The 25,006-nt window shown below is 70.2% G+C and carries 22 protein-coding genes and 1 riboswitch; of the genes, 10 read left to right on the forward strand and 12 right to left on the reverse strand.

Going from position 1 to position 25,006, the window contains the following annotated elements; genetic code table 11:
* Nucleotides 1-4: 4 nt before the first annotated feature.
* From AC07O8_RS00750 to AC07O8_RS00775, 6 genes are all read right to left on the reverse strand, one after another.
* Nucleotides 5-1,243 (reverse strand): MFS transporter, encoded by a 1,239-nt coding sequence (locus tag AC07O8_RS00750; RefSeq protein ID WP_495046226.1) that lies wholly within the window; start codon nucleotides 1,241-1,243, stop codon nucleotides 5-7.
* Nucleotides 1,244-1,270: 27 nt separating this feature from the next.
* Nucleotides 1,271-2,083, reverse strand: coding sequence for a putative hydro-lyase (locus tag AC07O8_RS00755; protein WP_495046227.1), 813 nt, complete (start codon nucleotides 2,081-2,083; stop codon nucleotides 1,271-1,273).
* A gap of 123 nt (nucleotides 2,084-2,206) precedes the next feature.
* Nucleotides 2,207-3,160 carry a LysR family transcriptional regulator gene (locus AC07O8_RS00760; RefSeq protein ID WP_495046228.1) on the reverse strand — a complete coding sequence of 318 codons (954 nt, stop codon included), beginning with the start codon at nucleotides 3,158-3,160 and terminating at the stop codon, nucleotides 2,207-2,209.
* A gap of 236 nt (nucleotides 3,161-3,396) precedes the next feature.
* Nucleotides 3,397-4,938 carry an ammonium transporter gene (gene amt, locus AC07O8_RS00765; RefSeq protein WP_495046229.1) on the reverse strand — a complete coding sequence of 514 codons (1,542 nt, stop codon included), beginning with the start codon at nucleotides 4,936-4,938 and terminating at the stop codon, nucleotides 3,397-3,399.
* Between the two features lie 123 nt (nucleotides 4,939-5,061).
* Nucleotides 5,062-5,400 (reverse strand): P-II family nitrogen regulator, encoded by a 339-nt coding sequence (gene glnK, locus AC07O8_RS00770; protein WP_067279313.1) that lies wholly within the window; start codon nucleotides 5,398-5,400, stop codon nucleotides 5,062-5,064.
* A 9-nt stretch (nucleotides 5,401-5,409) separates the two neighbouring features.
* Nucleotides 5,410-6,132 carry a TorF family putative porin gene (locus AC07O8_RS00775; RefSeq protein WP_495046230.1) on the reverse strand — a complete coding sequence of 241 codons (723 nt, stop codon included), beginning with the start codon at nucleotides 6,130-6,132 and terminating at the stop codon, nucleotides 5,410-5,412.
* Nucleotides 6,133-6,509: 377 nt separating this feature from the next.
* Here AC07O8_RS00775 and AC07O8_RS00780 point away from each other — a divergent pair, with 377 nt between their 5' ends.
* On the forward strand, nucleotides 6,510-8,027 hold the full coding sequence (locus AC07O8_RS00780; protein WP_495046231.1) for a YifB family Mg chelatase-like AAA ATPase: 1,518 nt from the start codon (nucleotides 6,510-6,512) through the stop codon (nucleotides 8,025-8,027).
* A 97-nt stretch (nucleotides 8,028-8,124) separates the two neighbouring features.
* Here AC07O8_RS00780 and AC07O8_RS00785 read toward each other — a convergent pair whose 3' ends face one another.
* Entirely contained in the window at nucleotides 8,125-8,802 is a 678-nt protein-coding gene (locus tag AC07O8_RS00785; RefSeq protein ID WP_495046232.1) for a glycine zipper 2TM domain-containing protein, read from the reverse strand.
* A 188-nt stretch (nucleotides 8,803-8,990) separates the two neighbouring features.
* Entirely contained in the window at nucleotides 8,991-11,774 is a 2,784-nt protein-coding gene (gene metH / locus AC07O8_RS00790) for a methionine synthase (RefSeq protein WP_495046233.1), read from the reverse strand.
* Nucleotides 11,775-11,856: 82 nt separating this feature from the next.
* Nucleotides 11,857-11,961, reverse strand: a riboswitch (S-adenosyl-L-homocysteine riboswitch).
* Nucleotides 11,962-12,139: 178 nt separating this feature from the next.
* On the opposite strand from metH, the gene AC07O8_RS00795 reads away from it, so the two are divergent.
* Nucleotides 12,140-13,351 carry an HD-GYP domain-containing protein gene (locus tag AC07O8_RS00795; protein WP_495046234.1) on the forward strand — a complete coding sequence of 404 codons (1,212 nt, stop codon included), beginning with the start codon at nucleotides 12,140-12,142 and terminating at the stop codon, nucleotides 13,349-13,351.
* A 104-nt stretch (nucleotides 13,352-13,455) separates the two neighbouring features.
* Here AC07O8_RS00795 and AC07O8_RS00800 read toward each other — a convergent pair whose 3' ends face one another.
* The 4 genes from AC07O8_RS00800 to AC07O8_RS00815 are packed head-to-tail and all read right to left on the reverse strand — an operon-like array spanning nucleotide 13,456 to nucleotide 16,936.
* A complete protein-coding gene (locus AC07O8_RS00800; protein ID WP_495046235.1) occupies nucleotides 13,456-14,544 on the reverse strand; it encodes a homocysteine S-methyltransferase family protein in 1,089 nt (362 codons plus the stop codon).
* 22 nt (nucleotides 14,545-14,566) lie between these two features.
* Entirely contained in the window at nucleotides 14,567-15,229 is a 663-nt protein-coding gene (locus tag AC07O8_RS00805; RefSeq protein ID WP_495046236.1) for a pyridoxamine 5'-phosphate oxidase family protein, read from the reverse strand.
* Nucleotides 15,226-15,903, reverse strand: a complete 678-nt coding sequence (locus AC07O8_RS00810) for a DUF4197 domain-containing protein (protein ID WP_495046237.1) — start codon at nucleotides 15,901-15,903, stop codon at nucleotides 15,226-15,228. The genes AC07O8_RS00805 and AC07O8_RS00810 overlap by 4 nt, the downstream gene beginning before the upstream one ends.
* The gene (locus AC07O8_RS00815; protein WP_495046238.1) at nucleotides 15,884-16,936 is read right to left on the reverse strand and encodes a fumarylacetoacetate hydrolase family protein; all 1,053 of its coding nucleotides are present in this window, start codon (nucleotides 16,934-16,936) and stop codon (nucleotides 15,884-15,886) included. Before AC07O8_RS00815 ends, AC07O8_RS00810 begins: the two co-directional genes overlap by 20 nt.
* A gap of 34 nt (nucleotides 16,937-16,970) precedes the next feature.
* On the opposite strand from AC07O8_RS00815, the gene AC07O8_RS00820 reads away from it, so the two are divergent.
* The 8 genes from AC07O8_RS00820 (at nucleotide 16,971) to AC07O8_RS00855 (ending at nucleotide 24,948) form a co-directional block, all read left to right on the forward strand.
* Nucleotides 16,971-17,897 (forward strand): hypothetical protein, encoded by a 927-nt coding sequence (locus tag AC07O8_RS00820; RefSeq protein ID WP_495046239.1) that lies wholly within the window; start codon nucleotides 16,971-16,973, stop codon nucleotides 17,895-17,897.
* A 219-nt stretch (nucleotides 17,898-18,116) separates the two neighbouring features.
* A complete protein-coding gene (locus tag AC07O8_RS00825) occupies nucleotides 18,117-18,422 on the forward strand; it encodes a BTH_I0359 family protein (protein ID WP_331616858.1) in 306 nt (101 codons plus the stop codon).
* A 109-nt stretch (nucleotides 18,423-18,531) separates the two neighbouring features.
* On the forward strand, nucleotides 18,532-19,713 hold the full coding sequence (locus AC07O8_RS00830) for a TraB/GumN family protein (RefSeq protein WP_495046240.1): 1,182 nt from the start codon (nucleotides 18,532-18,534) through the stop codon (nucleotides 19,711-19,713).
* Nucleotides 19,714-19,834: 121 nt separating this feature from the next.
* Nucleotides 19,835-20,506, forward strand: a complete 672-nt coding sequence (locus AC07O8_RS00835; RefSeq protein ID WP_495046241.1) for a MarC family protein — start codon at nucleotides 19,835-19,837, stop codon at nucleotides 20,504-20,506.
* A 124-nt stretch (nucleotides 20,507-20,630) separates the two neighbouring features.
* Nucleotides 20,631-21,248, forward strand: a complete 618-nt coding sequence (locus AC07O8_RS00840; RefSeq protein WP_495046242.1) for a PhaM family polyhydroxyalkanoate granule multifunctional regulatory protein — start codon at nucleotides 20,631-20,633, stop codon at nucleotides 21,246-21,248.
* Between the two features lie 26 nt (nucleotides 21,249-21,274).
* Entirely contained in the window at nucleotides 21,275-22,414 is a 1,140-nt protein-coding gene (locus AC07O8_RS00845; protein ID WP_495046243.1) for an FIST signal transduction protein, read from the forward strand.
* On the forward strand, nucleotides 22,414-23,364 hold the full coding sequence (locus AC07O8_RS00850) for a substrate-binding periplasmic protein (RefSeq protein WP_495046244.1): 951 nt from the start codon (nucleotides 22,414-22,416) through the stop codon (nucleotides 23,362-23,364). The genes AC07O8_RS00845 and AC07O8_RS00850 overlap by 1 nt, the downstream gene beginning before the upstream one ends.
* A 57-nt stretch (nucleotides 23,365-23,421) precedes the next feature.
* Nucleotides 23,422-24,948, forward strand: coding sequence for an FAD-linked oxidase C-terminal domain-containing protein (locus AC07O8_RS00855; RefSeq protein ID WP_495046245.1), 1,527 nt, complete (start codon nucleotides 23,422-23,424; stop codon nucleotides 24,946-24,948).
* Nucleotides 24,949-25,006 lie beyond the last annotated feature (58 nt).

A 25,006-nucleotide genomic window follows, 5' to 3' on the forward strand; every position in this document is an offset into this window, starting at 1 on the left:
TCATTCAGGCCGCCGCGGGGGCGAGTTCACGTCCCCGGGTCTCGGGCAGTGCCAGCGCCGCGACGATCACCAGGCCGTAGCAGAGCGCCGCCATCCAGCCCAGGGTCTGCCCCAGCGGGTACTGCGTGCTGAAGCTGCCGATCAGCGCGGGACAGGCCGCGCCCAGCGCCCGTCCGACGTTGTAGCAAAAGCCCTGGCCCGAGCCGCGGACGTCGCTGGGAAACAGTTCCGCCAGGAAGGCGCCCATGCCGGAGAAGATGCCCGACAGGAAGAAGCCCAGCGGGAAGCCCAGCATCAGCATCATGCCGTCGGTGATCGGCATCTGCGTGTAGGCCAGCACCAGGATGCCGCCCATCAGCGCGAACAGCATGAAGCAGCGGCGACGGCCGATCGCGTCGCAGAGCCAGGCGCTGGTCAGATAACCGCAGAAGGAACCGGCGATCAGCACCAGCAGGTAGCCGCTGGTCCCCAGCACCGAGAGGTGGCGCTCGGTCTTGAGGAAGGTCGGCAGCCAGGTCGTGACCGAGTAGTAGGCGCCCTGCATGCCGGTGGCCAGCAGGCTGGCGAGCACGGTGTTGCGCAGCAGCGCCGGCGAGAAGATCCGCAGGAAGTTGGCGCGCTCGCCGCGGGCCTTGGCGCGTGCCTGCTCGGCCAGGTAGATGGTCGGCTCGTCGAGGTTGCGGCGGATGTAGAGGATCAGCACCGCCGGCAGGAGGCCGATCCAGAACAGCACCTTCCACGCGGTCTCCGGCGGCAGCACCGAGTACAGGCCCCAGAACGCCATCGCCGACGCCGCCCAGCCGATGGCCCAGCTGCTCTGCACCAGCCCGGCCGCCTTGCCGCGGTGCTTCGCCTGGATCGTCTCGGCGATCAGCACCGAGCCGACGGCCCACTCACCGCCCATGCCGAAGCCCTGCATCGCGCGGGTGAAGAACAGTTGCTCGAAGGATGTCGTGAACCCGCTGAGGAAGGTGAACAGCGCGAACCACAGCACCGTCCACTGCAGCACGCGGACGCGGCCGAAGCGGTCCGCGAGCACGCCCGCTGCCCAGCCGCCGATGGCCGAGGTCAGCAGCGCGCCGGTGGCGATCGCCCCGGCCTGACCCTTGCTCATGCCCCAGGCCGCGATCAGCGTGGGGATCAGGAAGGTGTAGATCATGTAGTCGAAACCGTCGACGCCGTAGCCGGCGAAGGTTGCGACAAGGGTGCGCCGCTCGGTGGGCGTGGTGTCTCTGAGCCACATGGTGTCGTTCCTTTTTTCAGGCCGCGATCAGGTCGCGATCAGGTCCCGGTTCAGCAGGTCGGTCACGAGCATGTGACCCGGCGCGTGAGTGATGCAGAACGGCGGACGCGCCGTCGCGATCGCCGATTGGGGCGTGACGCCGCAGGCCCAGAACACCGGCAGCTCGCCGTCGCGGATGTCGACGGCGTCGCCGTAATCGGGGCGGGCGATGTCGTCGATGCCGATGCGCGACGGATCGCCCAGATGCAGCGGCGCACCGTGGACCTGCGGCAGCCTCGACGTGATCTGCACCGCACGGATCGCATCGGCGGCGGTCAGCGGCCGCATCGACACGACGGTCGGCCCGCGGAAGACGCCGGCCGGCGTGGTCTCGATGCTGGTGAGGTACATCGCGACATTGCGGCCCTGCTCGACGTGCCGCAGCGGGATGCCTTCGGCCAGCAACGCGTGCTCGAAGGAGAACGAACAACCGATGACGAAGGCGACCAGGTCGTCGCGCCACCAGCGTGTCACGTCGGTGGGCTCGTCGACGAGTTCACCGTCCCGCCACACGCGATAGCGCGGCACGTCGGTGCGCAGGTCCAGGTCGGCGCCGAGCGCCGCGAGCGTCGGATCCCCGGGCTCGGTGACGCCGAGCAGCGGGCAGGCCTGCGGGTTCAGCGCGCAGTAGCGGCGGAAGTCCGCGGCGAGCGCGGCCGGCAGGATCGCGAGGTTCGCCTGGACGAACTCGCTGGCCAGTCCGCTGGTGTGACCGGTGAAGCCGCCGCGACGCGCGGCGAGCCGGACGTCGAGCGCGCCGGACGACGCGTCGGGATCGAGGGAATCGGTCGATGGGCTCATGGCGGGATCGCGGCGGCTGTCTGACGATGGAGCGGATTGTGGAAGTCGCCCGACCCTGCGATCCAACGGAAATTTTTCTCGTTCGGTCATCGATTTTCTCGATGACGACAGCAGCGCTTCCGCTTAGCGCCGGGACGTCGCCGATGCCATGCGGGCTTTCCCGGAAGACGCGCCGGACGCCTTCCCCGCGCCGTGCCGCGCGACGTGGTCCAGCGCGGAGTCCAGCACCGACTCGGTCAGCTGCGAACTCGGATCCTCGCGGTAGCTGGCATGGATCGGCAGCGGCACCAGGTCGGTGTCGCTGCGCAGCACGCGCAGCGAGGTCCGCTTCGCGAGCTGTTCCGCCACCGCCACCGGCAGCGTCGCGATACCGAAGCCGCCTTCCACCAGCTGCACCATCGCGGAGATCGACGAGATCGCATGCACGCGCGGCAGCGGCAGGCCGGACTCCTGGAACATCTGCAGCAGGGCCTGGTGCGGCTGCGAGCCGCGCTGGAAGGTCAGCAGGTCGTGGCCCGCCAGGTCCGACAGCCCGTAGCGCCGCTTCGTGTGGAGGTCGGCGCGGCCGACGAAGCCCATCGGCATCGAGGCCATGGCCCGCGTGCGCACGCCGCCAGCGTCGGCCGCCGGGATCGCGGCGAAGACCAGGTCCTGCGCGCCCCGTCGCACCTGGTCGACCAGCACCGGCGAGGTCTCCACCGTCAGCTCGAGCTCGAAGTCCGGATTCGCCGCGCGCATCTCCTGCAGCCAGCCGGTGAGCCAGCTGTGCACCACCGACTCGATGGCGCCGATGCGCAGCACCGCCGGCCGGCCCGCGCCGCCGGTGCCGCCCATCTCCTCCTTCACCTGCCGCTGCACGTCGAGCAGCCGCTGCGCCAGCGTCTGGAAGCGCTGGCCGGCGACGGTCAGGCGGAACTGCTTGTCGCGCCGGTCCAGCAGCACGACGCCAAGCTCCTCCTCGAGCGTCGCGATGCGGCTGGACAGCGCGGACTGCGTGATGTGCAGCTTCTCCGCCGCGCGCGTGATGCTGCGCAGAGAAGCAGCCCAGTGGAAGGCTTCGACAAAGCGGAGGTTCATGGCGGCGCATTGTGGAAGCGGTCGAGGCTCGCCGGCACGCGTGAAAGCACCGACGAAAAAAAGCCGCCCTCTTGAGGCGGCTTGAACATTGCAGGAACTGGTTGGTTTTCGGGAGTTTCAGCCTGCGCACGTCAAGCGCGGGCACTCCACGATGCAGGGGGCGTCCCTCCGGGAACCCCCAGCATCATTCCGGCCCCAGTGAGGCTCGCGGGACGCGGGCCTTGGGGCACGGCAGATCACTTGTGATACGCGGTTTCGCCGTGCGAGCTGATGTCCAGACCCTCGCGCTCTTCCTCTTCGGTGACGCGCAGACCGATCACCAGGTCGACCACCTTGAAGGCGATCACCGAGACCACGCCCGACCACACGATGGTCAGCAGGACAGCCTTGAGCTGCGTGAAGACCTGCGTGCCGATCGAGTAGGCGTCCGGCGCGATCGTCGCGGCCGTCACCCAGTCGCCGACGGCCGAGGGGCCGCCCAGGCTCGGGCTGTTGAAGACACCGGTCAGCAGCGCGCCGACGATGCCGCCCACGCCGTGGACGCCGAAGACGTCCAGCGAGTCGTCCGCACCCAGCAGCTTCTTCAGGCCCGAGACGCCCCACAGGCAGGCGAAGCCGGCGACCAGGCCGATCACCAGACCGCCGCCGATGCCGACGTTGCCGGCGGCCGGGGTGATGGCGACCAGACCGGCCACGGCGCCCGAGGCGGCGCCCAGCATGGAGGCCTTGCCCTTGAGCAGCGCTTCACCGATGCACCAGGCCAGCACCGCGGCGGCGGTGGCGAACAGCGTGTTGATGAAGGCCAGCGCGGCGAAGCCGTTGGCTTCCAGCGCGGAGCCGGCGTTGAAGCCGAACCAGCCCACCCACAGCAGCGAGGCGCCGACCATCGTCAGGGTCAGGCTGTGCGGCGTGAACGCTTCCTTGCCGTAGCCGATGCGCTTGCCGACCATGAAGGCGCCGACGATGCCCGCGACCGCGGCGTTGATGTGCACCACGGTGCCGCCGGCGAAGTCCAGCGCGCCCCACTGCCAGAGCAGGCCGGCCTTGCCGTTCATCTCATCGACGACCGCCGCCGAGGAGTAGGCGTCCGGACCCATCCAGAACCAGACCATGTGGGCCATCGGCGCGTAGCTGAAGGTGAACCAGAGGACCATGAACAGCAGCACCGCGCTGAACTTGATGCGCTCGGCGAAGGCGCCGACGATCAGGCAGCAGGTGATGCCGGCGAAGGTCGCCTGGAACGCGGCGAAGACGATCTCAGGGATGTAGACGCCCTTGCTGAAGGTCGCGCCCGGCGCGAAGGTGCCGGCGACGTTGTCCCAGATGCCCTTCATGAACAGCCGGTCGAAGCCGCCGATGAACTTGTTGCCCTCGGTGAACGCCAGGCTGTAGCCGTACAGGGCCCACAGGACGACGATCAGCGAGAAGGTGACCATCACCTGCATCAGTACCGACAGCATGTTCTTGCTGCGGACCAGGCCGCCGTAGAACAGGGCAAGACCTGGCACCGTCATCATGATCACCAGCAGGGTGGAGACCATCATCCAGGTGGTGTCGCCCTTGTTGATGACGGGCGCGGGGGCGGCGGCGGCCGAAGCGGCTTCCGCGGGCGCCGAGGCCGCGGGCGCGGCGGCCGGCGCTGTCGGCGCGGGCGCCTGGGCGGTGGTCTCGCTGGCGACGGCGGCGGGCGCGGAGGCCGCATCCTGCGCCATGGCTGCGGGGGCCAGGCTGGTGAAGGCTGCCGCGGCCAAGGCCAGGCAGGCGAGTAGTTTCTTCATGATCGGGACTCTCTTCGTTGGATCTTGATCGGCGGGCGCGCGGAACTGCGGCGCGCGGGACGGCGAAGGACTGCTGCGGAGGACGGCGCGGCCTCCCTCGGGGGCCGCGGATTCAGGGGGCGGTCAGAGCGCGTCCTGACCGGTCTCGCCGGTGCGGATGCGAATCACCTGGTCCAGCGGGGAGACGAAGATCTTGCCGTCCCCGATCTTGCCGGTGCGGGCGGCGTTCTCGATCGCCTCGATGACCTGCTCGACGACGGTGTCGGAGACCGCCGCCTCGATCTTCACCTTGGGCAGGAAGTCGACGACGTACTCCGCGCCGCGGTACAGCTCGGTGTGGCCCTTCTGGCGGCCGAAGCCCTTCACCTCGGTGACGGTCAGGCCCTGGACGCCGATGGCGCTCAGCGCCTCGCGCACTTCATCCAGCTTGAAGGGCTTGATGACGGCAGTGATCAGTTTCATGTTGGTTCCTCAGAAGACCTTCTTGACGGACACGACCACCCCGTTCTTGCCGAGGTCCTTGCCCTTGCCGCCGATGTAGTTGTCGGTGTTGGTGGCGACAAAGCCCAGGCCGAAGGTGAAGCCTTCCCAGTCCTTGTTCGCCGTCAGCGAGTAGTCCGTGTAGCTGAAGTCGCCGTTGTTCTTCACCTTCTGGTGGCCCACGTGCGGGGTCAGGGTGAAGCCGCCGCCGACGTCGAAGGTGGCGCTGAGGTCGAGGTAGCCGCTCTGCTTGGAGTCGGCGAAGCCGAACAGGTTGCTGATCGCGTGCGAGTACTTCAGCGTGGCGGGGCCGAAGGTGACGGCGCCGTACAGCTCGTTGGTGTTGGCGCTGGTGGGCAGCTTGTTGCTGGGATAGTTGTAGCGCAGGAAGCCGACGTCCACGGTGACGCCGCCGCCGACCTCGGTCTTGTAGCCGGCGTAGGTGTCGATCTCGATGTCGGCGTCGCCGCCGCTGTCCTTGATCCACTTGATGGTGGAGGCCCAGGCGCCGATGTAGAAGCCGCTGGAATGGGCGTAATCGACGCCGCCTTGCAGGGCGGGCTTGAGGCGCGTCTGCGAGATGCCGCGATAGCGGTAGTCGGAGGTGAGGCTGACGTTGAAGGACAGCGGGTTGGCCTCCTGCGCCAGCGCCGGGAGGGCGATGGCGGCGATGGCGGCGACGGCTGCGGCGCGGACGACGGCGATGGGCTTCATGCGCGGGGGCTCCTGATTGTTTGGGGCGACTCGGGGCGACTGCTTCCGGAGCAGGCTTTGCAGCTTTTGTGCCAAGCGGAGCCGGGGGAGTCCCTTCCCCCCGAAGGGGCCCCATTCCGGCTCACGCCGCGACGAACGGTGGCCGATACCGCCCCGTCAAGCGTCAAGGCGCACCAAATGCATGCGCGGACGGGGGATTGGTTAACCCTAGAAACGCCCCAACAGGGTGCTAGGCGTGAAATCGTTCGCTGTGGACACTGCGGAGCTCATGAACCGGAAGGGTGCGGAGCGAATGGCGATGCGAACACAGAGGGAAGGCGACGAGACGGTGCTCAAGGGCTTGCCCAAGCGCTGAGGCGGGTCGACCTTTCATGGCAATGTCCCTCTCCATCATCCACAGCCGCGCGCTGGACGGTCTGTCGGCAGCGGCGGTAGAAGTGGAAGTGCACCTGGCCAACGGCCTGCCGAGCTTCACCCTGGTGGGCTTGGCGGACCTCGAGGTCAAGGAATCCCGCGAGCGCGTGCGCGCCGCGCTGCAGAGCAGCGGGCTGGAGTTCCCGGCGAACAAGCGCATCACCGTCAATCTGTCGCCCGCTGATCTGCCGAAGGAAGGTGCGCGCTTCGACCTGCCGATCGCGCTGGGGCTGCTGGCCGCCAGCGGGCAGATCGACGCGGACATGCTCGCGAACCTCGAATGCGCCGGCGAACTCGGGCTGTCGGGCGAACTGCGACCCGTGAAGGGCGCCTTGGCGATGGCGCTCGCCTTGCGCGCGGCGAAGCTCGATCGGGAGCTGGTCCTGCCGCGCGGCTGCGCCGACGAGGCGGCGCTGGTGCAGGGGCTCGTCGTGCGGGAGGCGGCGCACTTGCTCGATCTCGTGAACGCCCTGCAACCGAAGAGCGAGACACCCCTGCCGCGCGTGCAGCGCGATCCGCCACCGCGCGGCGAGACACCGCTCGATCTTCGCGACATCAAGGGCCAGTCCGGACCGAAACGTGCCCTGGAGATCGCCGCGGCGGGCGGCTTGAGCATCTTGTTGGTGGGACCGCCCGGCACGGGCAAGTCGATGCTCGCGCAGCGGCTGCCGACGCTGTTGCCGCCCTTGTCGGAATCGGAGGCGCTGGAGTCCGCCGCGCTGCTCAGCGCCAACGGGCAGTTCCGTCCGTCGATGTGGGCGCAGCGCGCCTTCCGCGCGCCTCATCACAGCGCCTCGGCCGCCGCGATGATCGGCGGCGGTTCGCCGCCTCGGCCCGGCGAGATCACGCTCGCCCAGCATGGCGTGCTGTTCCTTGACGAGCTGCCGGAGTTCCAGCGCATGTCGCTCGAAGCCCTGCGTGAACCGCTAGAGACCGGTCGCGTGCACATCTCGCGCTCGGCGCATCAGGCCGAGTTCCCGGCGCGCTTCCAGCTGGTCGCGGCCATGAATCCCTGTCCCTGCGGGCACCTCGGCAATCCGACCAAGGCCTGCCGATGCTCACCGGACCAGGTCACGCGTTACCAGAACCGCCTGTCGGGTCCGCTGCTCGATCGCATCGACCTGACCGTGGAGGTGCCTGTGTTGTCCCCGGCCATCCTGTCGGCCGCCGCGGACGGCGAGACCAGCGCCGCGGTCGCAGCCCGCGTCGCCGCGGCGCGCGACCGCGCCGTCAGGCGCCAGGGGTGCTCGAATGCCATGCTGGCCGCCGGGCAACTGGACGGGCATCTGGGCATGTCGCCGGAAGGCGAGGCGATGCTCCATCGCGCCGCGGCGAGGCTCGCCTGGTCCGCACGCAGCTTTCATCGGGTGCTGCGCATCGCACGCACGGTCGCGGATCTCGCCGACTCCGACACCATCACCGCCCTGCACGTCTCCGAAGCGATCCAATGGCGCCGGGCGCTGCCGGGGCGCAACGACTGACCCCACGGACCCGCGGACCCGCGGGACTGCTCGCCCGGAAACGACAACGCCGGCATTGCCGGCGTTGTCGATGCACTCGCGCGAGACCGCGCGGCGCTTACTGGCGGATCAACTGACCTTCGCTGGCACGCACCACGTCGCCGGTCTGCACGCCCGGGTCGTGGCTGAAGGTCATCGTGCGGTTGCTCTGGTCGGCGTTGCGCATCTTGACCACCCACACGGTGGTGCTGCGCTGACGCTTCTCGATCTCGTTGCCGGCGTAGCCGCCCGCGACCGCACCGCCCACGGTGGCGATCTTCTTGCCCGTGCCGCCGCCGACCGCGCTGCCCAGCAGGCCGCCGACCACCGCGCCGCCGACGACGCCGATGCCGGTGCCCTGACCTTGGCGAGCCTCGGTGTGGACCGACAGCACCGTCGCGCAGGACGCGCAGAGGCGGGAGTCGGCCGGAGCCGTGCCGCCCGTGCCGGCGTTGTCCGCATAACCGGTCGACCCGCCGTCACGCGACGGCTGCTGCTGCGCGACACGGCGCGAATCGTTGCCGTTGCCGTTGCCGTTGCGCTGCTGGACGGCGTCATCGCCGGACCGGCGCGCCGCGCGGGATTCGTCCGCGGCGTTGGCGCCGTTGCGGTCGACGATGTTGCCCTGCTCTGTCGCCGCGACCGGCGAATCAGGCCCCGACGGCGCGGCTTGCCGCCCCGCGAAGAAGGCTGCCACGACCAGCACCGTCGCCGCAACCGCCCCAGCCGCGATCTTCTGATTGGTATTCAACGCCATGATTCACCTCTTATGGTTTTCCCCTAGCTCGGGGGATGGGCGAAGAATGCCACGCTGTTACAAGTCGCGGGGGGCGAAAACTGTCCCGTTTGTAAAGGGGTGAAACGCAGCCTGTAGGACAAGGCCGCGTCCTGCCGTTTTCGTTGCGGCCGCGCGTCGCTGGCGCCCTGCGACGACGGGTCGCCGGCTCAGCCGAGCAGCGGCGCCAGCGCCCGCTGCGCGTCCTGGTGATCGAGCGCCATCCGCGCCGCCCAGTCCGCCACCTGGTCGTCCCCGATGCGTCCGACGTTGAAGTACGCCGCCTCCGGATGCGCCAGGTAGAAGCCGCTCACGCTGGCCGCGGGCGTCATCGCCATGCCCTCGGTGAGCGCCATGCCGATGTCCTCGGCCTGGAGCACGCGGAACATGTCCCGCTTGACCAGGTGGTCCGGACACGCCGGGTAGCCCGGCGCGGGGCGGATGCCGCGGTAGGCCTCCTTGATGAGCTCCTCGTTGCTGAGCGTCTCGTACGCCGCATACCCCCAGAGGTCCAGCCGCACGCGCTGGTGCAGCCGTTCGGCGAAGGCCTCGGCCAGGCGGTCCGCCAGCGCCTTCAGCATGATCGCGGAGTAGTCGTCCAGGTCGTCGATGAACTGCCGCTCCTTCTTGTCCACGCCGAGGCCGGCGGTGACCGCGAACAGCCCGATGTAATCCGGCACCGTGCCCCTGGGCGCGATGAAGTCGGCCAGCGCCCGGTTGGGCCGGCGCACCCCGTCCACGACCGGCCGCTCGGTCTGCATGCGCAGGCCGCGCCAGGTCATCAGCACCTCGGTGCGCGACTCGTCGCTGTAGATCTCGATGTCGTCGTCGTTGACCTGCGCGGCGGGGTAGAGGCCCATCACGCCGCTGGCGGTCAGCCAGCGGCCCTCGATCAGCCGCTGCAGCATGCGCTTGCCGTCGCTGAACACGCGCTGCGCCTCGGCGCCGACGACCTCGTCCTTGAGGATCGCCGGGAACGGTCCCGCCAGGTCCCAGGTCTGGAAGAACGGCCCCCAGTCGATGCACTGCGCGAGCTCGGCCAGGTCGTAGTTGCGGAACTGGCGCCGGCCGATGAAACGCGGCACCGCCGGCGTGTAGGTCGTGAAGTCGGCGCGATGCTTGTTGGCGCGCGCCTGCGCCAGCGTCACCAGGGGCGTCTGCTTCTTGTTGGCGTGCAGCTCACGGACCTTCTCGTAGTCGGATTTCAGCTCGTCGATGAAGCGCGTGGCGCGCTCGTCGGACAGCAGTTCCGAGCACACGCCCACCGAGCGCGACGCGTCCGGCACGTAGACCACCGGACCTTCGTAATGCGGCGAGATCTTGACGGCCGTGTGCACGCGGCTGGTGGTCGCGCCGCCGATCAGCAGTGGGATCTTCTTCACGCGGAAGTAGTCGTCGCGCTGCATCTCGGCGGCGACGTACTGCATCTCCTCGAGGCTGGGCGTGATCAGGCCCGATAGACCGATGATGTCCGCGCCCTCGACCTTGGCCTTGGCGAGGATGTCCTGGCACGGGACCATCACGCCCATGTTGACGACCTCGAAGTTGTTGCACTGCAGGACCACCGTCACGATGTTCTTGCCGATGTCGTGCACGTCGCCCTTCACCGTCGCGATGACGATCTTGCCCTTGGAGCGCACGTCGTTGCCCGCCGCGGCCATCTGGCGCTTCTCTTCCTCGATGTAGGGCACCAGGTGGGCGACGGCGGACTTCATCACGCGCGCGCTCTTCACCACCTGCGGCAGGAACATCTTGCCGGCGCCGAACAGGTCGCCCACCACGTTCATGCCGGCCATCAGCGGGCCCTCGATCACGTGCAGCGGCCGGCCGCCCGCGGCGCGGATGCCCTGCCAGGCTTCCTCGGTGTCCTCGACGATGAAGTCGGTGATGCCGTGGATCAGCGCATGCGACAGCCGCGCGCCGACGTCGCCGGCGCGCCAGGCCAGCTTGGCGCTGTCGTCCTTGGCGGCGCCCTTGACCGTCTCGGCGACCTCGAGCAGCCGCTCGGTCGAGTCCTCGCGGCGGTTCAGCACCACGTCCTCGACGCGCTCGCGCAGGTCGGCGGGGATCTCGTCGTAGACGCCGACCATGCCTGCGTTGACGATGCCCATGTCCATGCCGGCCTGGATCGCGTGGTACAGGAACACCGTGTGGATGGCCTCGCGCACCGGCTCGTTGCCGCGGAAGCTGAACGACACGTTGGACACGCCGCCGCTGACCTTGGCGCCGGGAAGGTTGCGCTTGATCCAGCGCGTCGCCTCGATGAAGTCGACGGCGTAGTTGTTGTGCTCCTCGATGCCGGTGGCGATCGCGAAGATGTTGGGGTCGAAGATGATGTCCTCGGGCGGGAAGCCGATCTCGTCGACCAGCATCCGGTAGGCGCGGGTGCAGATCTCGGTCTTGCGCTGGTAGGTGTCGGCCTGGCCGGTCTCGTCGAAGGCCATCACCACCGCGGCCGCGCCGTAGCGGCGGATCAGCTTGGCCTGGCGGCGGAACTCCGCCTCGCCTTCCTTCAGCGAGATCGAGTTGACGATGCCCTTGCCCTGGATGCACTTGAGGCCGGCCTCGATCACCTCCCACTTGGACGAGTCGATCATGATCGGCACGCGCGCGATCTCGGGCTCCGAGGCGATCAGGTTGAGGAAGCGCACCATCGCGGCCTTGCTGTCGAGCATGGCCTCGTCCATGTTGATGTCGATGACCTGCGCGCCGTTCTCGACCTGCTGGCGGGCGACGCTCAGCGCGGCTTCGAATTCGCCGTTCAGGATCAGCCGCGCGAAGGCCTTGGAGCCGGTGACGTTGGTGCGCTCGCCGATGTTCACGAACAGCGTGCCGGCGCCGATGTTCACCGGCTCCAGGCCGGAGAGCTTCATCGGCGGCACGGCGACGGGCGCAGCGCCCGGGGCGGCAAGGTCAGGCGTGGCGGAGGCGGAGGCGGAATTCGGGGCGGACATGGCGGCGGCGCTTTTTCCGAGCTGGACGTGAGCTGAGACGAAAGACGGGGCCGCGCAACTCACCGCAACCCCGCGGAACGCGGGTCGGTGAGCGCCGTTGTGAGGCGGTGTCCGGGAGTCCGACACCGCCGTTCCGAGCCTGGCGGGCACCCGGGTGACGGGACCTGTCGCAACGCTCCTCGGAAACCACCGCCGCCGCAGGGGCGCGGGTGCGGCCTTGCCGGGGGCGGGAACAGCGTGCATTCTACCGATCCGGCCCCGCTTTGTTCGTGCCGTATTGCCTTGCCCCGCCGGCTGCGCCCGTATCCTGCGCGGCGCAACGACACAACAACGACAAGACGACGACACGTCGATGGGAAGGCACCGTGGATCTGGTCCAGCTTCCTCCAAACAGCCTGCGCGTGGGACAGGTGCTGACGTTCTCCCTGCGCGACGCGGGAGGACATCTGCTGTTCGCCTCCGGGCATCCGCTGCCCGACACGCCGCAGGTCCGCGACCTGCTGGCCCGCGGGCCCTGGGTGCAGGCGCACGAGACGCGCGAGTACCAGCGCGCCCTCGCCCACAAGCTCGACACGATGATGCTGCAGGGCGCGTCGATGTCCGCGCTGGCCAACGCGACCGCCGAGTACAAGCCCACGCGTCCGATGCCGATGCCGCAGCAGACGGCGCCGGCGCACACCGCCGTCTGGGCGGACCTGCAGTGGCACGCGCAGCAGGTGCTGCGCGACCCGCGGCGACCGGACTTCCTGATGCGGCTGACGGAGCTGCTCGACAAGGTGCTGGCGCGGTTGACGCAGCAGCCGGACGCCTCGCTGGCGATGCTGGTGCATGACGCCGGCCAGGAGCCGCTGCAGTACAGCGCGCGGCATGCGCTGCTGTCGCTGGCGCTGGTCGAGATGAGCACGCGCCAGCTCGGCTGGGGCGAAGGCCGGCGTCGCACGCTCGGCCTGGCGGCGCTGACGATGAACCTGGACAGCGGCGCGCAGCAGGACCAGCACGCGATGCGGCCTGAAGCCTTGGGCGAGGCGCAACGCGACCAGCTCGCCGGCCACGGCGACCGCGCGGCGGCGACGCTGCGGGCCATCGGCGTCGACGACGAGGACTGGCTGACCGCCGTGCGCCTGCATCACGATGCCGGGCCGGGGCCCTTGGCCGGGCGATCAGACGGTGAGCTGATGGCGCGGCTGCTCCGCCGCGCCGACGTCTATGGCGCGCGCCTGAGCCCGCGGCGCAGCCGGCGGCCGCTGTCCGCGGCGCAGGCGGCGCGGGCGGTCTACCTCGACGAGCTCCAGCAACCGGACGAGGCCGGTGCCGCGCTGATCAAGGCGATCGGGCTCTATCCGCCGGGCTCGCTGGTCCGGCTGGCCAACGGCGAAGAAGGCATGGTGCTCAAGCGCGGGCACAGCGCCAACGCGCCGATGGTCGCGTCGCTGCTCGGGCGCAGCGGCACGCCGCTGACGGCGCCGGTGCTGCGCGACACGCGCCTGCAGGCGCAGGCCATCACGGCCAGCCTCGCGCCGCATGAGATCCGCCTGCGGATCAACATGGACGCGATGTTGAAGCTCTACGGCACCTGAGGTCCTTCGGGCGTCGCGGCGGGCCCAGGCCGCTGGCCCTCACCCCTGCCCTCTCCCGCAAGCGGGAGAGGGAGTTCGCTCAGCACCGGGGTGCGGTGCGTGCGTCAGGCCGCTTCTTCGACCAGCCCGCTGAACAGCTTGCTGCCCCAACGGCGCGGCTGATACGCGGAGACCTTCTGCGCGATCGCCCGGATGTGGTCCGGCGTCGTGCCGCAGCAGCCGCCCGCGATGTTCAGGAAACCCGCCGCGGCGAACTCGCCGACCAGGCGGCCGGTGACGTCCGGCGTCTCGTCGAAGCCGGTGTCGCTCATGGGGTTGGGCAGGCCGGCGTTCGGGTAGCAGGAGATCGGCGTGTCGCCGGCGGCCTTCGAGAGTTCCTCGATGTAGGGCCGCATCAGCGCCGCGCCGAGCGCGCAGTTCAGGCCGACGGCGATGGGCTGCGCGTGCCGCACCGAGTGCCAGAACGCCGTCACCGTCTGTCCCGACAGGATGCGGCCCGACGCGTCGGTCACCGTGCCCGAGATGATCACCGGCAGGCGTTCGCCGGTGTCGTCCATCAGCTCGTCGACCGCGAAGATCGCGGCCTTGGCGTTCAGCGTGTCGAAGATGGTCTCGATCAGGAACAGGTCGACGCCGCCTTCGAGCATCGCCTTGGCCTGGTCGTAGTAGGCCTTGCGCAGGGTATCGAAGTCGACGTTGCGGGCGCCGGGGTCGTTGACGTCCGGGCTGATCGACGCCGTGCGCGGCGTCGGGCCGAGCGCGCCGGCCGCGAAGCGCGGCTTGTCCGGCGTGCTGAACGCGTCGCAGGCCTCGCGGGCCAGCCGCGCGGCGGCGACGTTCATCTCGTAGGCGTGCTCCTGGAGTCCGTAGTCCTCCTGCGCCACGCTGGTCGTGCCGAAGGTGTTGGTCTCGATGATGTCGGCGCCGGCGTCCAGGTACTGGCGGTGGATCTCGCTGATGACCTCGGGCTTGGTCAGCACCAGCAGGTCGTTGTTGCCCTTGAGGTCCTTGGGGTGATCGGCGAAGCGCTCGCCGCGGAAGTCGGCTTCCGTCAGCTTGTAGCGCTGGATCATCGTGCCCATCGCGCCGTCCAGGACGGCGATGCGTTGCGCCAGGATGGCGGGCAAGGCGGCGCCGCGGGTATAGACCACGGGACGGGCGACGACGGGACGGGCGGAGGTCGGGGCGTTCATGACCCCGATTGTAGGAAACGCATCAATACATCGTGCGGCGCTGGCGATCTTCCAGGTCGGCGTCATAGGCGGCACCGTCGAACGACGCGCTCAAGCCGGCCAGGATGGACCCCGTGGACGGCAGCGTCGTGCGCTCGACGTGCCGATCCGAATTCCAGAGTTCGGAGCGCTTGACCGCCCGCGCGCACTGGAAGAAGACCGAACGCACCTCGATCACCAGGACCGACTTCGGCAGTTGGCCCTCGACCGCGAAGCGCTCCCGCAAGGCCGGCGAGGCGCTGATGCGGCCGACGCCGTTCACGCGCAGGCATTCGCCGATGCCCGGGATCAGGAACAGCAGCGCCAGCGACGGGTCGTGGATGAGGTTGCGCAGGCTGTCGATGCGGTGGTTGCCGCGACGATCCGGCAGCAGCAGCGTCCTGGGATCGGCCACCTCGATGAAGCCCGGCGCGTCGCCGCGAGGCGAGGTGTCCAGGCCGTGCGGCCCGCGCGTCGCGAGGACGGCGAAAGGCGACGCCTCGATGAACGGCCGGTACAGCGGATGGACGTGGTCGCATGCCTTGTCCAGCGTGGCGGCCGCGGTGGGCGCCGCGTAGACGGTTCTCAGCGCGTCGACGGTCGACAAGTCGTGCGACCGGTCGAGCCAGGGCGTGTTCATGGCGCCGCTGTCGGGCAACGCGCTCATCCGCCGAAGACCTTCTTCAGGATGGCGCTTCCCGTGCCGACCGGGTCCTGGCGGATCTTCTTCTCCTCCTGGCCGATCATGAAGTACAGGCCGTCCAGCGCCTTGTCGGTGACGTAGCCCTGCAGGTTGGCGTCTTCCTTGCGGATGAGCCCGAAGCCCGAGGCCTTGCCGGCCACCGCGTTGTACTTCTCGCTCAGCGACTGGCGTTCGGTGGCCTTGGTCACGATGGGCAGGAACCTGGTCGTCAGCGGCGAACGGGTTTTCTCCTCGAAGAACTGCGTCACCGCGTTGTCGCCGCCGCGCACGATCTTCACCGCGTCCTCGACGCTGATGTTGCGCACCGTGCTGACCAGCAACTGGCGCGCCTCGGGCATGGCCTGCTCGGCGGCGCGGTTCATCGAGGTGATCAGCTCGTCGATGCGCCTGCCCTGGCCGGTCGTGCGCAACAGCCGCGCGGCGTCCTTGAGCGCGCCGGGGAGCTCGATCTTCACCTGGGGATTGCCCAGGAAACCATCGGTGCGACCCAGGTTGGCGAGCGCCGCCTGGGCGCCGCGCTCGAGCGCCGCGCGCACGCCCGAGGCGGCGTCCCCCTCGCTGAGGCTCAGCGCCATCGCCCACGGCGAGGCGCACCCCGCGCCCAGCAGCGCGATCAGGTCACGGCGAAACAGGTTCATCGGCGTCTCCTTCTTGGTCATCGGGGGCGGAGGTCTCAGCGGTTTCAGAGGACTCGGAGGATTCGGCGGATTCGGCGGATGGAGCGGACTCAGAGGTCTCGACCGTGTCGGCGGCTTCCTCCCGCCCTGCATCTTCCGACTCCGCGAGGTCCATGTCGATGGCGCCGAACGGGCCGGGACCGTCGCCGAGCTTGAACTCGATGCGCAGGCTGTCGCCCGGCTCCAGCGTCACCGGCTTGCCCAGCACCGGCGATCCCGCGCCGACCAGCGTGCCGGCGCGCAGCGGCCGGTTGAGCGCCGCCTCGGCGATCAGGTCACCGAGCGACCACTTCATCCCGGTCTTCGCGTCGACGACCGCCTGCTTGCGCCCGTTGCGCATGACCTGGAGCTGCAAGGCCGCGCGACCGAGGTACCAGGCGCCGGGCAGTTCGTCGGGCGTGACGGCGACTGGCGCGAACTGCAGCGCCGGGCGGCTGTGCAGCGCGGGCCAGCCGTTGGCGAGCTCCTCCTGCTGCACCGGCCGCAGCACCCAGTCGCTGACCAGCATCAGCAGCCGGATCGCCTCCAGCGCCTGCGACGGCACGGCGCCCTGCGCCAGGTCGCCGATGAGCGCGGCGAGTTGCGGCTCGGGCTCCAGGCCCGGCGTGCGCAGGTCGAGCAACTCGGTCGGAGCCAGCAGCGCCTCGGCGCCGCCGGCGCGCAGCAGCGGCGCGCTGAGGCGTTCCGGCCATGCGAGGCCGCGCTCGCGCAAGGCCTGACCCTGCTCCGGGTAGGCCTCGCCGGCGATCCAGCCGGCCAGGCGCGGCAGCGGCGCCAGACACTGCTTCGGGTCGAACGCGAACGCATGCCGCGCGCGACCGTGGTTCAGCGACTGCGACAACACCTCCAGCTGCGGCGCCATGAAATTCCAGTCGTCGAGCACTTGTTGCAGGCGCGTCGCGATGCCGTTGGCATAGCATGCCTGGCTCAGGTCTCGCGACACGACCACGAGTTGGCCGTCGCGGGATCCGTCGCGGTAGGTGGCGAGTTTCATTGTTGTGAACGGACAGTCATTCGTCGGACGATCGGTGGCCGCATTTTCACCTCAGGATCGGATCGCGTTCGCGGCGGCGCTCGCGGGCGCCCTGGCGCTGCATGCGGGCGCCATCGGCGCGCTGTCGCGGCGGGCCTTGCCGCAGGCGATCGACACGCCGGTGGTGACCACGCGCCTCATCGAGGCCCCGCCTCCGACGATGCCCGAACCGGTCGTTCCGGCGGCCGAGCCGCGCTTCGTGCCACGTCTCCCCCCACCTGTCGGGCAACAGCTCGAGCCACACGCCGCGCGGCGCCCGTCTTCGCGTCCAGCGCCCGCTCCCGCGGCCGACACCCGCCCGGTGCCCGCGCTGCTGGCCTTGCCGCTGCACGGCGACGGCGCCCTCGCCTACGCCTTCGTCATCGACGGCCAACCCGGCGAGGCGGCGCTGCGCTTCCACATCGGCGAGGGCCGCTACGACATCACGCTGGAACGCCGCGCCGGCGAGCGCGAACTGCCGGTCTGGCACAGCGAAGGGCGCGTCGGTCCGCAAGGCTTGCAGCCGGAACGACACCGCGTCTGGCGCCAGGGCCGCGAGCGCGAACTGCAGATCTTCGACCGGGACGCCGCGCGGCCGGTTCTGCTTGTCGGCGCGCGCGCCTTTCCGCTGTCGGCGGGCACGCAGGATCGCCTGTCCTGGTGGCTGCAGCTGGCCGCCATGATGGCCGCGGAACCGGCGCCCCATGTCGGATTGCGTCTGCGCGTGCCGGTGGCCGGCCCGGCGGGCATCAACGACTGGGATTTCGAGGTGGTCGCGCGCGACGGCGCGCGGTGGCTGCTGCGGCGCGACCTCGCGCAAGGGGCCGGCCGCCCGGCGCTGCAGTGGTCGGTCTGGCTCGACGGCCAGCGGGGATTCCTGGCCGCGGACCTGCGCTTCAGCCTGGACGACGACGAACAGTGGGCCCTCCGCTTGCTGGAGTGAGGCTGTCAGCCGCGCACATGTCCGCTTGACCTCGATCCCGTGTGTGCGCGTTACGGTTCGTGTATCCGTGAAACCCTGTGCGGTTGGCACCACAAATGCTTGTGACACGGTGCAGCGTGTTCCGCAAGTTCTGCCACCATGGGTCATGGCCTGGGTTGGGAGCGACGGGTCTTGAATCTGTCGCAACAGGCCATAACTCCTCCAACCAAGGAGTCCTTCATGCACATGCTCTACGACTCACCGAGCTACATCGTCGTCCAGTTCGATGTCCCGGTCGCCCCGTCCGCTGGCGATGCTGCGCACGCCGCCCAGGTGGACCACACGAACCTGCCCTCGTTGCAACGTGACGGTTTCGAGATCGTCGACAAGTTCACCCGCAAGGAAATCTTCATCGAGGGCGCCCTGGCCCAGACCTTCCAGGAGGGCGTCGAGGCGCTCATCGAACAGGGTCCCGACGTCGACGACCTCGACGCCTTCATCGAGCAGTACGCGAACCTGGGCCAGCAGCCCGTGATCATGCATTGAACCCCGGGGCTTGTCCCCGGCCTTCCCTGCGCCAAGATCGTGCGGCGCGCCCCGTTCAGGGGTGATCCCCCCGCACACCCCATGGCCAAGCGCTCGCAGCTTGCGCCGGATGCTCCGGGCCGGTCATGAACGCCTCAGCGACACCGCCTTCCTGGCCCGCCACGAGGTGTGGCGCGGCCCGTCCGCCGAAGGCACGCCTCGACCCGGCGCGCTGAGCGGCATCACGAGGCCGGCGAGACCTGACCCCCTCTTCGGCGGGTGCTCCGCCTGCCTGGGGCGAGGCCGGTTCTATGGCATCGTGCCGCCTATGCTGAATCCGTCCCCGTCGACTCTCCTGAGGCGCGCATCGCGCGCGCTCGCCGCCGGCTCGCTCGCCCTGTGGGTGGCACTGACCGGCGGCACCGCGCTGGCAGCGCCGTCCAAGGCATCCTGCCCGCCCGAACCCGCGCCGCTCCCCGCCGATCGCCTCGCCGCGCAGGCCAGGGATCGGGGCCTGATGTGGACGATCAAGCGCGATGGCCGGACCTCCTACCTGTACGCCAGCCTGCACGTCGGCAAGCCGGGCTGGGCCGCGCCCGGACCGCGGCTTCGCAAGGCGCTGGACGAGGTCGACGCGGTGGCGCTGGAGCTCGACCCGCTGGACCGCGACGCCTGGAAGATGCCGGCCATGCCCGAGCTGCCGCTGGACGCCGCGATGCGCCGGCGGCTCGACGCGCAGGCCGCGGCCGTCTGCCTGGCGCCGCAGGCGCTGGCCGCGATGCATCCGCTGCTGCAGACCAGCACCTACATGCTGCTGCGCGCCCGGGCGCTGGGGCTGGACGTGCGCTACGGCCAGGAGATGCTGCTGAGCCAGTGGGCGCGCGACCGCGGCCTGCCGGTCCTGGCGCTGGAGACGCTGCAGGGCCAGCTCGAGGCGCTGCTGCCCGCCGACGCCGACGCGGCGCGGCACGAGTTGCGCGCCAACCTGCAGCAGCTCGAACGCCCGAAGTCGCTGCTGCGCACGCTGGACACGATGGTGACGGTCTACGACCGCGGCGACCTGGGCCGGCTGAACCGGTACGCCGACTGGTGCGACTGCGTGTCCGACGCCGCCGACCGCGCCGCACTGCAGCGCATCAACGACGGTCGCAATCCGGCGCTCGCCCAGCGGATCTCCGAGCTGCACCAGCGCGGTCAATCGCTGCTGGTGGCCGTCGGCGCGATGCACATGACCGGGCCGCGGGCGCTGACCCTGCTGCTCCAGGACCAGGGCTTCGAGGTAACCCTGATGCCGCGATCCGGAACGCAGTGACCGAGTTGCGGCACACTGGCCGCCGCCGGCCGCGGCGGCCTTTCCACTGACCCTGCCCGCTGGCCGTCTTCAACGACCGGTCCTCCGGCCGTTCCCCGACTTTTTCCCTGGAGTCCCCATCTTGGACCCCCTGCCGTCCTTCCTCCAATCGCTGTTCCTGGTGCCGCTGACGCTGCTGCCCATCATCAACCCGGTGGGCGTGGCCCCGATCGTCATCGGCGCGGCCGGCGGCGACGACAAGGTCCTCAAGCGGCTGGCCCGCCAGGTCGCGATCAACGGCTGGGTCGTGATCATGGTGTCGCTGCTGGTGGGCACCTACGTGCTGGACCTGTTCGGCATCTCGCTGCCGGTCGTGCGCGTCGGCGGCGGCCTGCTGGTGGCCTACAGCGCCTGGGTCATGCTGACCCGCAACGAGACCGACGACGTCCAGACGGCCGTCGTCCACGCCTCGCCCGGCGACATCAGCGAGACCGAGATCGTCCGCCGCAGCTTCTTCCCGATCACCTTCCCGCTGACCACCGGTCCCGGCAGCATCGCCGCGGCGATCGCGCTGGGCGCGCAGATCCCGCGCTCGCCGGTGCCGTACCTGATGGGCGCCGGCGTGGCCGCCATCGGCGCGGCCGTCACCGCCGCCGTGGTCTACCTGGTCTACCGCAACGGCGGCCGGCTGCTGATGAAGATGGGCGAGGTCGGCACGCTGGTGATGATGCGGCTGATGGCCTTCGTGCTGCTGTGCATCGGCATCCAGATCCTGTGGACGGGCTGGGCCGACCTGAACCACATTCCGACCTGACGCGGCCACCGTCCGTCCCGATGTCGGACGACCGCCGCCAGGACGTAGGATCGGGCCCATGGCCGCCCCCGGGCCCCCTGCGCACGCCGGGACGACCGGCGAGGACGGCTCCCGAGGAGACACCATGGCGGACACCGACTTCAGCAAATTCGTTCCGGGCTTCGACTTCCTGCAAGGGCTGATGAAGAACGCCAGCGCCGCGATCCCCGGCTTCAACCAATGGGTCGCGCCGACGCTGGATCCCGAGGAGCTGGACAAGCGCATCAGCGAACTGCGCACCGTGCAGTTCTGGCTCGAGAACAACGCCCGCATGCTCACCGCGACCATCCAGGCGCTGGAGGTGCAGCGGATGACGCTGTCGACCCTGCACGCGATGAACGTGCCGATGGCGGACCTGAAGGACGCCCTGAAGACGCCGCCGGTGCCGCCGATGCCGCCAGCAGCGGAGGTCCCACCGGCAGCGGAGGTCCCGCCGACGCCCCGGGAGGACGCCGGCACCGGCGAGCCGCCCGGTCCCAAGCCGGCCGGCGCCGACCCCATGCAATGGTGGAACGCGCTGACGCAGCAGTTCACCCAGGTCGCGTCCAACGCGATGAAGACGGCACAGACCGCGGCCGCGACCGCAGCCGCCCAGCCGGCGGCGACGCCCGCCCCCAAGGCGCCCGCCAGATCCGCGACCCGACCGGCCGCCAAGAAGGCCGCGCCGGCGCGCAAGGCCGCCGCCAAACGCAAGGCACCCTGAGTCCCCCCGTCTCCCGAGGGCCGTTCATGCCTCGCTTTCTCCAGGCGCACGCCACCCATCCCGATCCCCACATGGCGCTGGCGCTGGCCGGCGCGCAGCTGGAGGGGCAACGCGCCGGCATGACGCCGACGCTGGGATTCCTCTACCTCACGCATCCCTACGTGCCGCAGGCGCAGGCGCTGCTCGACGAAGTGCGCGAGCGCTGGCCGGGCTGCGGCTGGGTGGGCGCGTCGGCGCTGGCGGTGAGCGCCAGCGGCGTCGAGTACTTCGACGAACCGGCGCTGGTCGTCATGCTCTGCGACCTGCCCGCCGACCAGTGGCGGATCTTCTCGGGGCTTCGGCCGCTGACGCCGGACTGCGAATCCCGCAGCCTGCTGCTGCATGCCGACGGCGGCACGCCCGACCTGCAGGAACTGATCGGCGAACTGGCCCAGCGCTGCAGCAGCGGCTACCTCTTCGGCGGCCTGGTCAGCGGCGGCGACGACGCGGTGCAGATCGCCGACGGCCTCTTCGCGGGCGGTCTGTCCGGCCTGGCGCTGGGGCCGGACGTGCGCTGGATCTCGCGCGTCAGCCAGGGCTGCCAGCCGCTGGGCCGCGAGCGCCGCGTCACCGGCTGCGACGGGCCGCTGGTCGTCGAACTCGACGGACAGCCCGCGCTCGACGCGCTGCTCGAGGACCTGAAGCTGCCGGCGTACACCGGGGAATCCGGCTCGCTGCGGCAGGCCATGCCCCTGTTCCGCCGCACGCTGGTCGGCCTCAGCGACGAACCCGGCGCCCGGCGCGAGTACGGCGCGGAGGTGCGCGTCCGGCACCTGGTCGGCCTCGATCCGGGCCGGCGCGGCATCGCCGTCGCCGAGCAGATGCGCGAAGGCGAACTGCTGAGCTTCTGCGAGCGCCACCCGGACGCCGCCCGGCGCGACCTCGTCCGCATCTGCACCGAGATCCGCGCCGAGGCCGAGGAGCGCGGCGCCCGCATGGCCGGCGCCCTGTACTTCAGCTGCACCGGTCGCGGCGGTCCACACTTCGGCGCGCCGTCGGCGGAACTGCAATGGGTGCAGCACGCGCTCGGCGACGTGCCGCTGGCCGGATTCTTCGCCAACGGGGAGATTGCCCACGCGCGGCTGCACGGCTACACCGGCGTGCTGACGGTCTTCCTGGACGCCTGATGCGCGGCCGCCGCGACCTGCTGCAGGCCGCCGCGGCCTCGGCCCTCTCCACCGCCCTGCCTGCCCTGTCCCTGCTGCCGGACCGCGCGGCGGCGGCCCGACCCGCTGCCGGCGCCCAGCTCGCCGCGGCGCCGCCGGAGCAGCCGGAGCCGACCACCGTCGTCTATCCGCGCCACCTGCCTCAGCAGGACCGGCAGGTCGACTACTTCATCAGCCTGCTGCACGCCGCGTTGCAGCGCAGCGGCGTCCGCTACGCGCTGGTCCAGACGCAGCCCGAGATGGTGCAGAGCCGCGCGCTGCTGGAGATGGCGAGCAACGATCCCGGCATCGACGTGTTCTGGACGATGACGGACCCGCAGCGCGAGAAGAGCCTGCTGCCGATCCGCGTGCCGCTGGACCGCGGTCTGATCGGCTGGCGCCTGTGCCTGACGCGCGCCGCGGACCGCGACCGCCTGCGCGATGTGCGGGACCTGAAGGACCTGACCCGACTGACCGCCGGGCAGATGCATGACTGGCCCGACACCGCCGTGCTGCGCGCCAACGGGCTGCCGGTGCAGGTGAGCACGCATTACCAGGGCCTGTTCCAGATGCTGTCGACGGGGCGCTTCGACTACTTCCCACGCTCGATCTTCGAGATCGATGCGGAGCTCGCCAGCTTCCCCGATCAGAAGCTCGTCATCGACCCTTACCTGCTGTTGCACTATCCGGCGGCGCTCTACATGTTCGTCCGCCCGGGCCGTCCGCGGCTGGCCGCGGACCTCACCCGCGGCATGAACGCGCTGGTGGCGGACGGCACCTTCGAGCGGCTGTCGCGGCAGATCTTCGGCGATCTGCTGCAGCGCCACCGGATCGACCAGCGCCGCGTGCTGCGGCTGCGCAACCCGCTGCTGCCGCCGCAGACGCCGCTCGACCGCAAGGCCCTGTGGTGGCCCCTGCCCGGCTCCCGCTGACGGTCAGGCGCCGAGGATTCAGTCCGGGGTCAGCGCACAGGGCTACAGTTCGACGCCATGACCGCCGTCCTCCCTTCCACCCACGAGCCGCCCGGCGACCAGGCCGCCGCGCTGGCCGGCTTCCGCGACGGGCGTCGCGCGCAGCTGGTCCAGGCCCTGCGGGCCGAGCTGCCCGCGCACGCGCTGCTCTGGCAGGACGAGCAGACGCGCCCCTACGAATGCGACGGCCTGACCGCCTACCGCGAGCGCCCGCTGGCCGTGGCGCTGCCCGAGACCGAGGCGCAGGTCGCCGGCGTGCTGAAGGCCTGTCATGCGCTGGGCGTGCCGGTGGTGGCGCGCGGCGCGGGCACCGGCCTGTCCGGCGGCGCGATGCCGCATGCCGAGGGCCTGACGCTGGCGCTGGCCAAGTTCAACCGCATCGTCGCGATCGATCCGCTCGCGCGCACCGCCCGCGTGCAGTGCGGCGTGCGCAACCTGGCGATCTCCGAGGCGGCCGCGGCGCACGGCCTGTACTACGCGCCGGACCCGAGCAGCCAGATCGCCTGCACGATCGGCGGCAACGTCGCGGAGAACTCCGGCGGCGTGCACTGCCTGAAGTACGGCCTGACCCTGCACAACGTGCTCAAGGTGCGCGGCTTCACGGTCGAGGGCGAGCCGGTCGAATTCGGTTCCGAGGCGCTGGACGCCGCCGGGCTGGACCTGCTCAGCGTCGTGATCGGCAGCGAGGGCATGCTGGCGGTGGTGATGGAGGTGGTGGTCAAGCTGACGCCCAAGCCGCAGCTGGCGCGCTGCATCATGGCCAGCTTCGACGACCTGCGCCGTGCCGGCGACGCCGTGGCCGCGATCATCGCGGCCGGCATCATCCCCGCCGGCCTGGAGATGATGGACAAGCCGATGACCGCGGCGGTCGAGGACTTCGTCCACGCCGGCTACGACCTCGACGCGGAGGCGATCCTGCTGTGCGAGAGCGACGGCACGCCGGAGGAGGTCGAGGAAGAGATCGCCCGCATGAACGAGGTGCTGCGCGCGAATGGCGCGACGCGGCTCGAGGTCAGCGAGGACGAGGCGCAGCGCCTGCGCTTCTGGAGCGGGCGCAAGAACGCGTTCCCGGCCTCGGGGCGCATCAGCCCGGACTACATGTGCATGGACTCGACGATCCCGCGCAAGCGGCTGGCCGACATCCTGCTGGCGATCCAGGCGATGGAGCGCAAGTACGGACTGCGCTGCGCCAACGTCTTCCATGCGGGCGACGGCAACCTGCATCCGCTGATCCTGTTCGACGCCAACGATCCCGATCAGCTGCACCGCTGCGAGCGCTTCGGCGCCGACATCCTCGAGACCAGCGTCGCGATGGGCGGCACGGTGACCGGGGAACACGGCGTCGGCGTCGAGAAACTCAACAGCATGTGCGTGCAGTTCTCGCCGCAGGAGCGGGAACGCATGCTGGCCCTGAAACGGGCCTTCGATCCGCAGGGGCTGCTGAACCCCGGCAAGGTGATCCCGACGCTGCAGCGCTGCGCCGAATACGGCCGCATGCATGTCAAGCGCGGCGCACTCTCATTTCCAGAACTGGAGCGATTCTGATGGCGGTGCAAGCAGCAGATGTCGCGGCGGCGGGCCCGGGCCCGACCGCCGGCTTCGT

It is taken from the genome of Roseateles sp. GW821-FHT09G09 (assembly GCF_059415965.1).

Bases quoted from the DNA above. Each gene is read 5' to 3' on its own strand.
- AC07O8_RS00750 (WP_495046226.1), bottom strand. From the start codon at position 1,243: ATGTGGCTCAGAGACACCACGCCCACCGAGCGGCGCACCCTTGTCGCA.
- AC07O8_RS00755 (WP_495046227.1), bottom strand. From the start codon at position 2,083: ATGAGCCCATCGACCGATTCCCTCGATCCCGACGCGTCGTCCGGCGCG.
- AC07O8_RS00760 (WP_495046228.1), bottom strand. From the start codon at position 3,160: ATGAACCTCCGCTTTGTCGAAGCCTTCCACTGGGCTGCTTCTCTGCGC.
- amt (WP_495046229.1), bottom strand. From the start codon at position 4,938: ATGAAGAAACTACTCGCCTGCCTGGCCTTGGCCGCGGCAGCCTTCACC.
- glnK (WP_067279313.1), bottom strand. From the start codon at position 5,400: ATGAAACTGATCACTGCCGTCATCAAGCCCTTCAAGCTGGATGAAGTG.
- AC07O8_RS00775 (WP_495046230.1), bottom strand. From the start codon at position 6,132: ATGAAGCCCATCGCCGTCGTCCGCGCCGCAGCCGTCGCCGCCATCGCC.
- AC07O8_RS00780 (WP_495046231.1), top strand. From the start codon at position 6,510: ATGTCCCTCTCCATCATCCACAGCCGCGCGCTGGACGGTCTGTCGGCA.
- AC07O8_RS00785 (WP_495046232.1), bottom strand. From the start codon at position 8,802: ATGGCGTTGAATACCAATCAGAAGATCGCGGCTGGGGCGGTTGCGGCG.
- metH (WP_495046233.1), bottom strand. From the start codon at position 11,774: ATGTCCGCCCCGAATTCCGCCTCCGCCTCCGCCACGCCTGACCTTGCC.
- AC07O8_RS00800 (WP_495046235.1), bottom strand. From the start codon at position 14,544: ATGAACGCCCCGACCTCCGCCCGTCCCGTCGTCGCCCGTCCCGTGGTC.
- AC07O8_RS00805 (WP_495046236.1), bottom strand. From the start codon at position 15,229: ATGAGCGCGTTGCCCGACAGCGGCGCCATGAACACGCCCTGGCTCGAC.
- AC07O8_RS00810 (WP_495046237.1), bottom strand. From the start codon at position 15,903: ATGAACCTGTTTCGCCGTGACCTGATCGCGCTGCTGGGCGCGGGGTGC.
- AC07O8_RS00815 (WP_495046238.1), bottom strand. From the start codon at position 16,936: ATGAAACTCGCCACCTACCGCGACGGATCCCGCGACGGCCAACTCGTG.
- AC07O8_RS00825 (WP_331616858.1), top strand. From the start codon at position 18,117: ATGCACATGCTCTACGACTCACCGAGCTACATCGTCGTCCAGTTCGAT.
- AC07O8_RS00830 (WP_495046240.1), top strand. From the start codon at position 18,532: ATGCTCCGGGCCGGTCATGAACGCCTCAGCGACACCGCCTTCCTGGCC.
- AC07O8_RS00840 (WP_495046242.1), top strand. From the start codon at position 20,631: ATGGCGGACACCGACTTCAGCAAATTCGTTCCGGGCTTCGACTTCCTG.
- AC07O8_RS00845 (WP_495046243.1), top strand. From the start codon at position 21,275: ATGCCTCGCTTTCTCCAGGCGCACGCCACCCATCCCGATCCCCACATG.
- AC07O8_RS00850 (WP_495046244.1), top strand. From the start codon at position 22,414: ATGCGCGGCCGCCGCGACCTGCTGCAGGCCGCCGCGGCCTCGGCCCTC.
- AC07O8_RS00855 (WP_495046245.1), top strand. From the start codon at position 23,422: ATGACCGCCGTCCTCCCTTCCACCCACGAGCCGCCCGGCGACCAGGCC.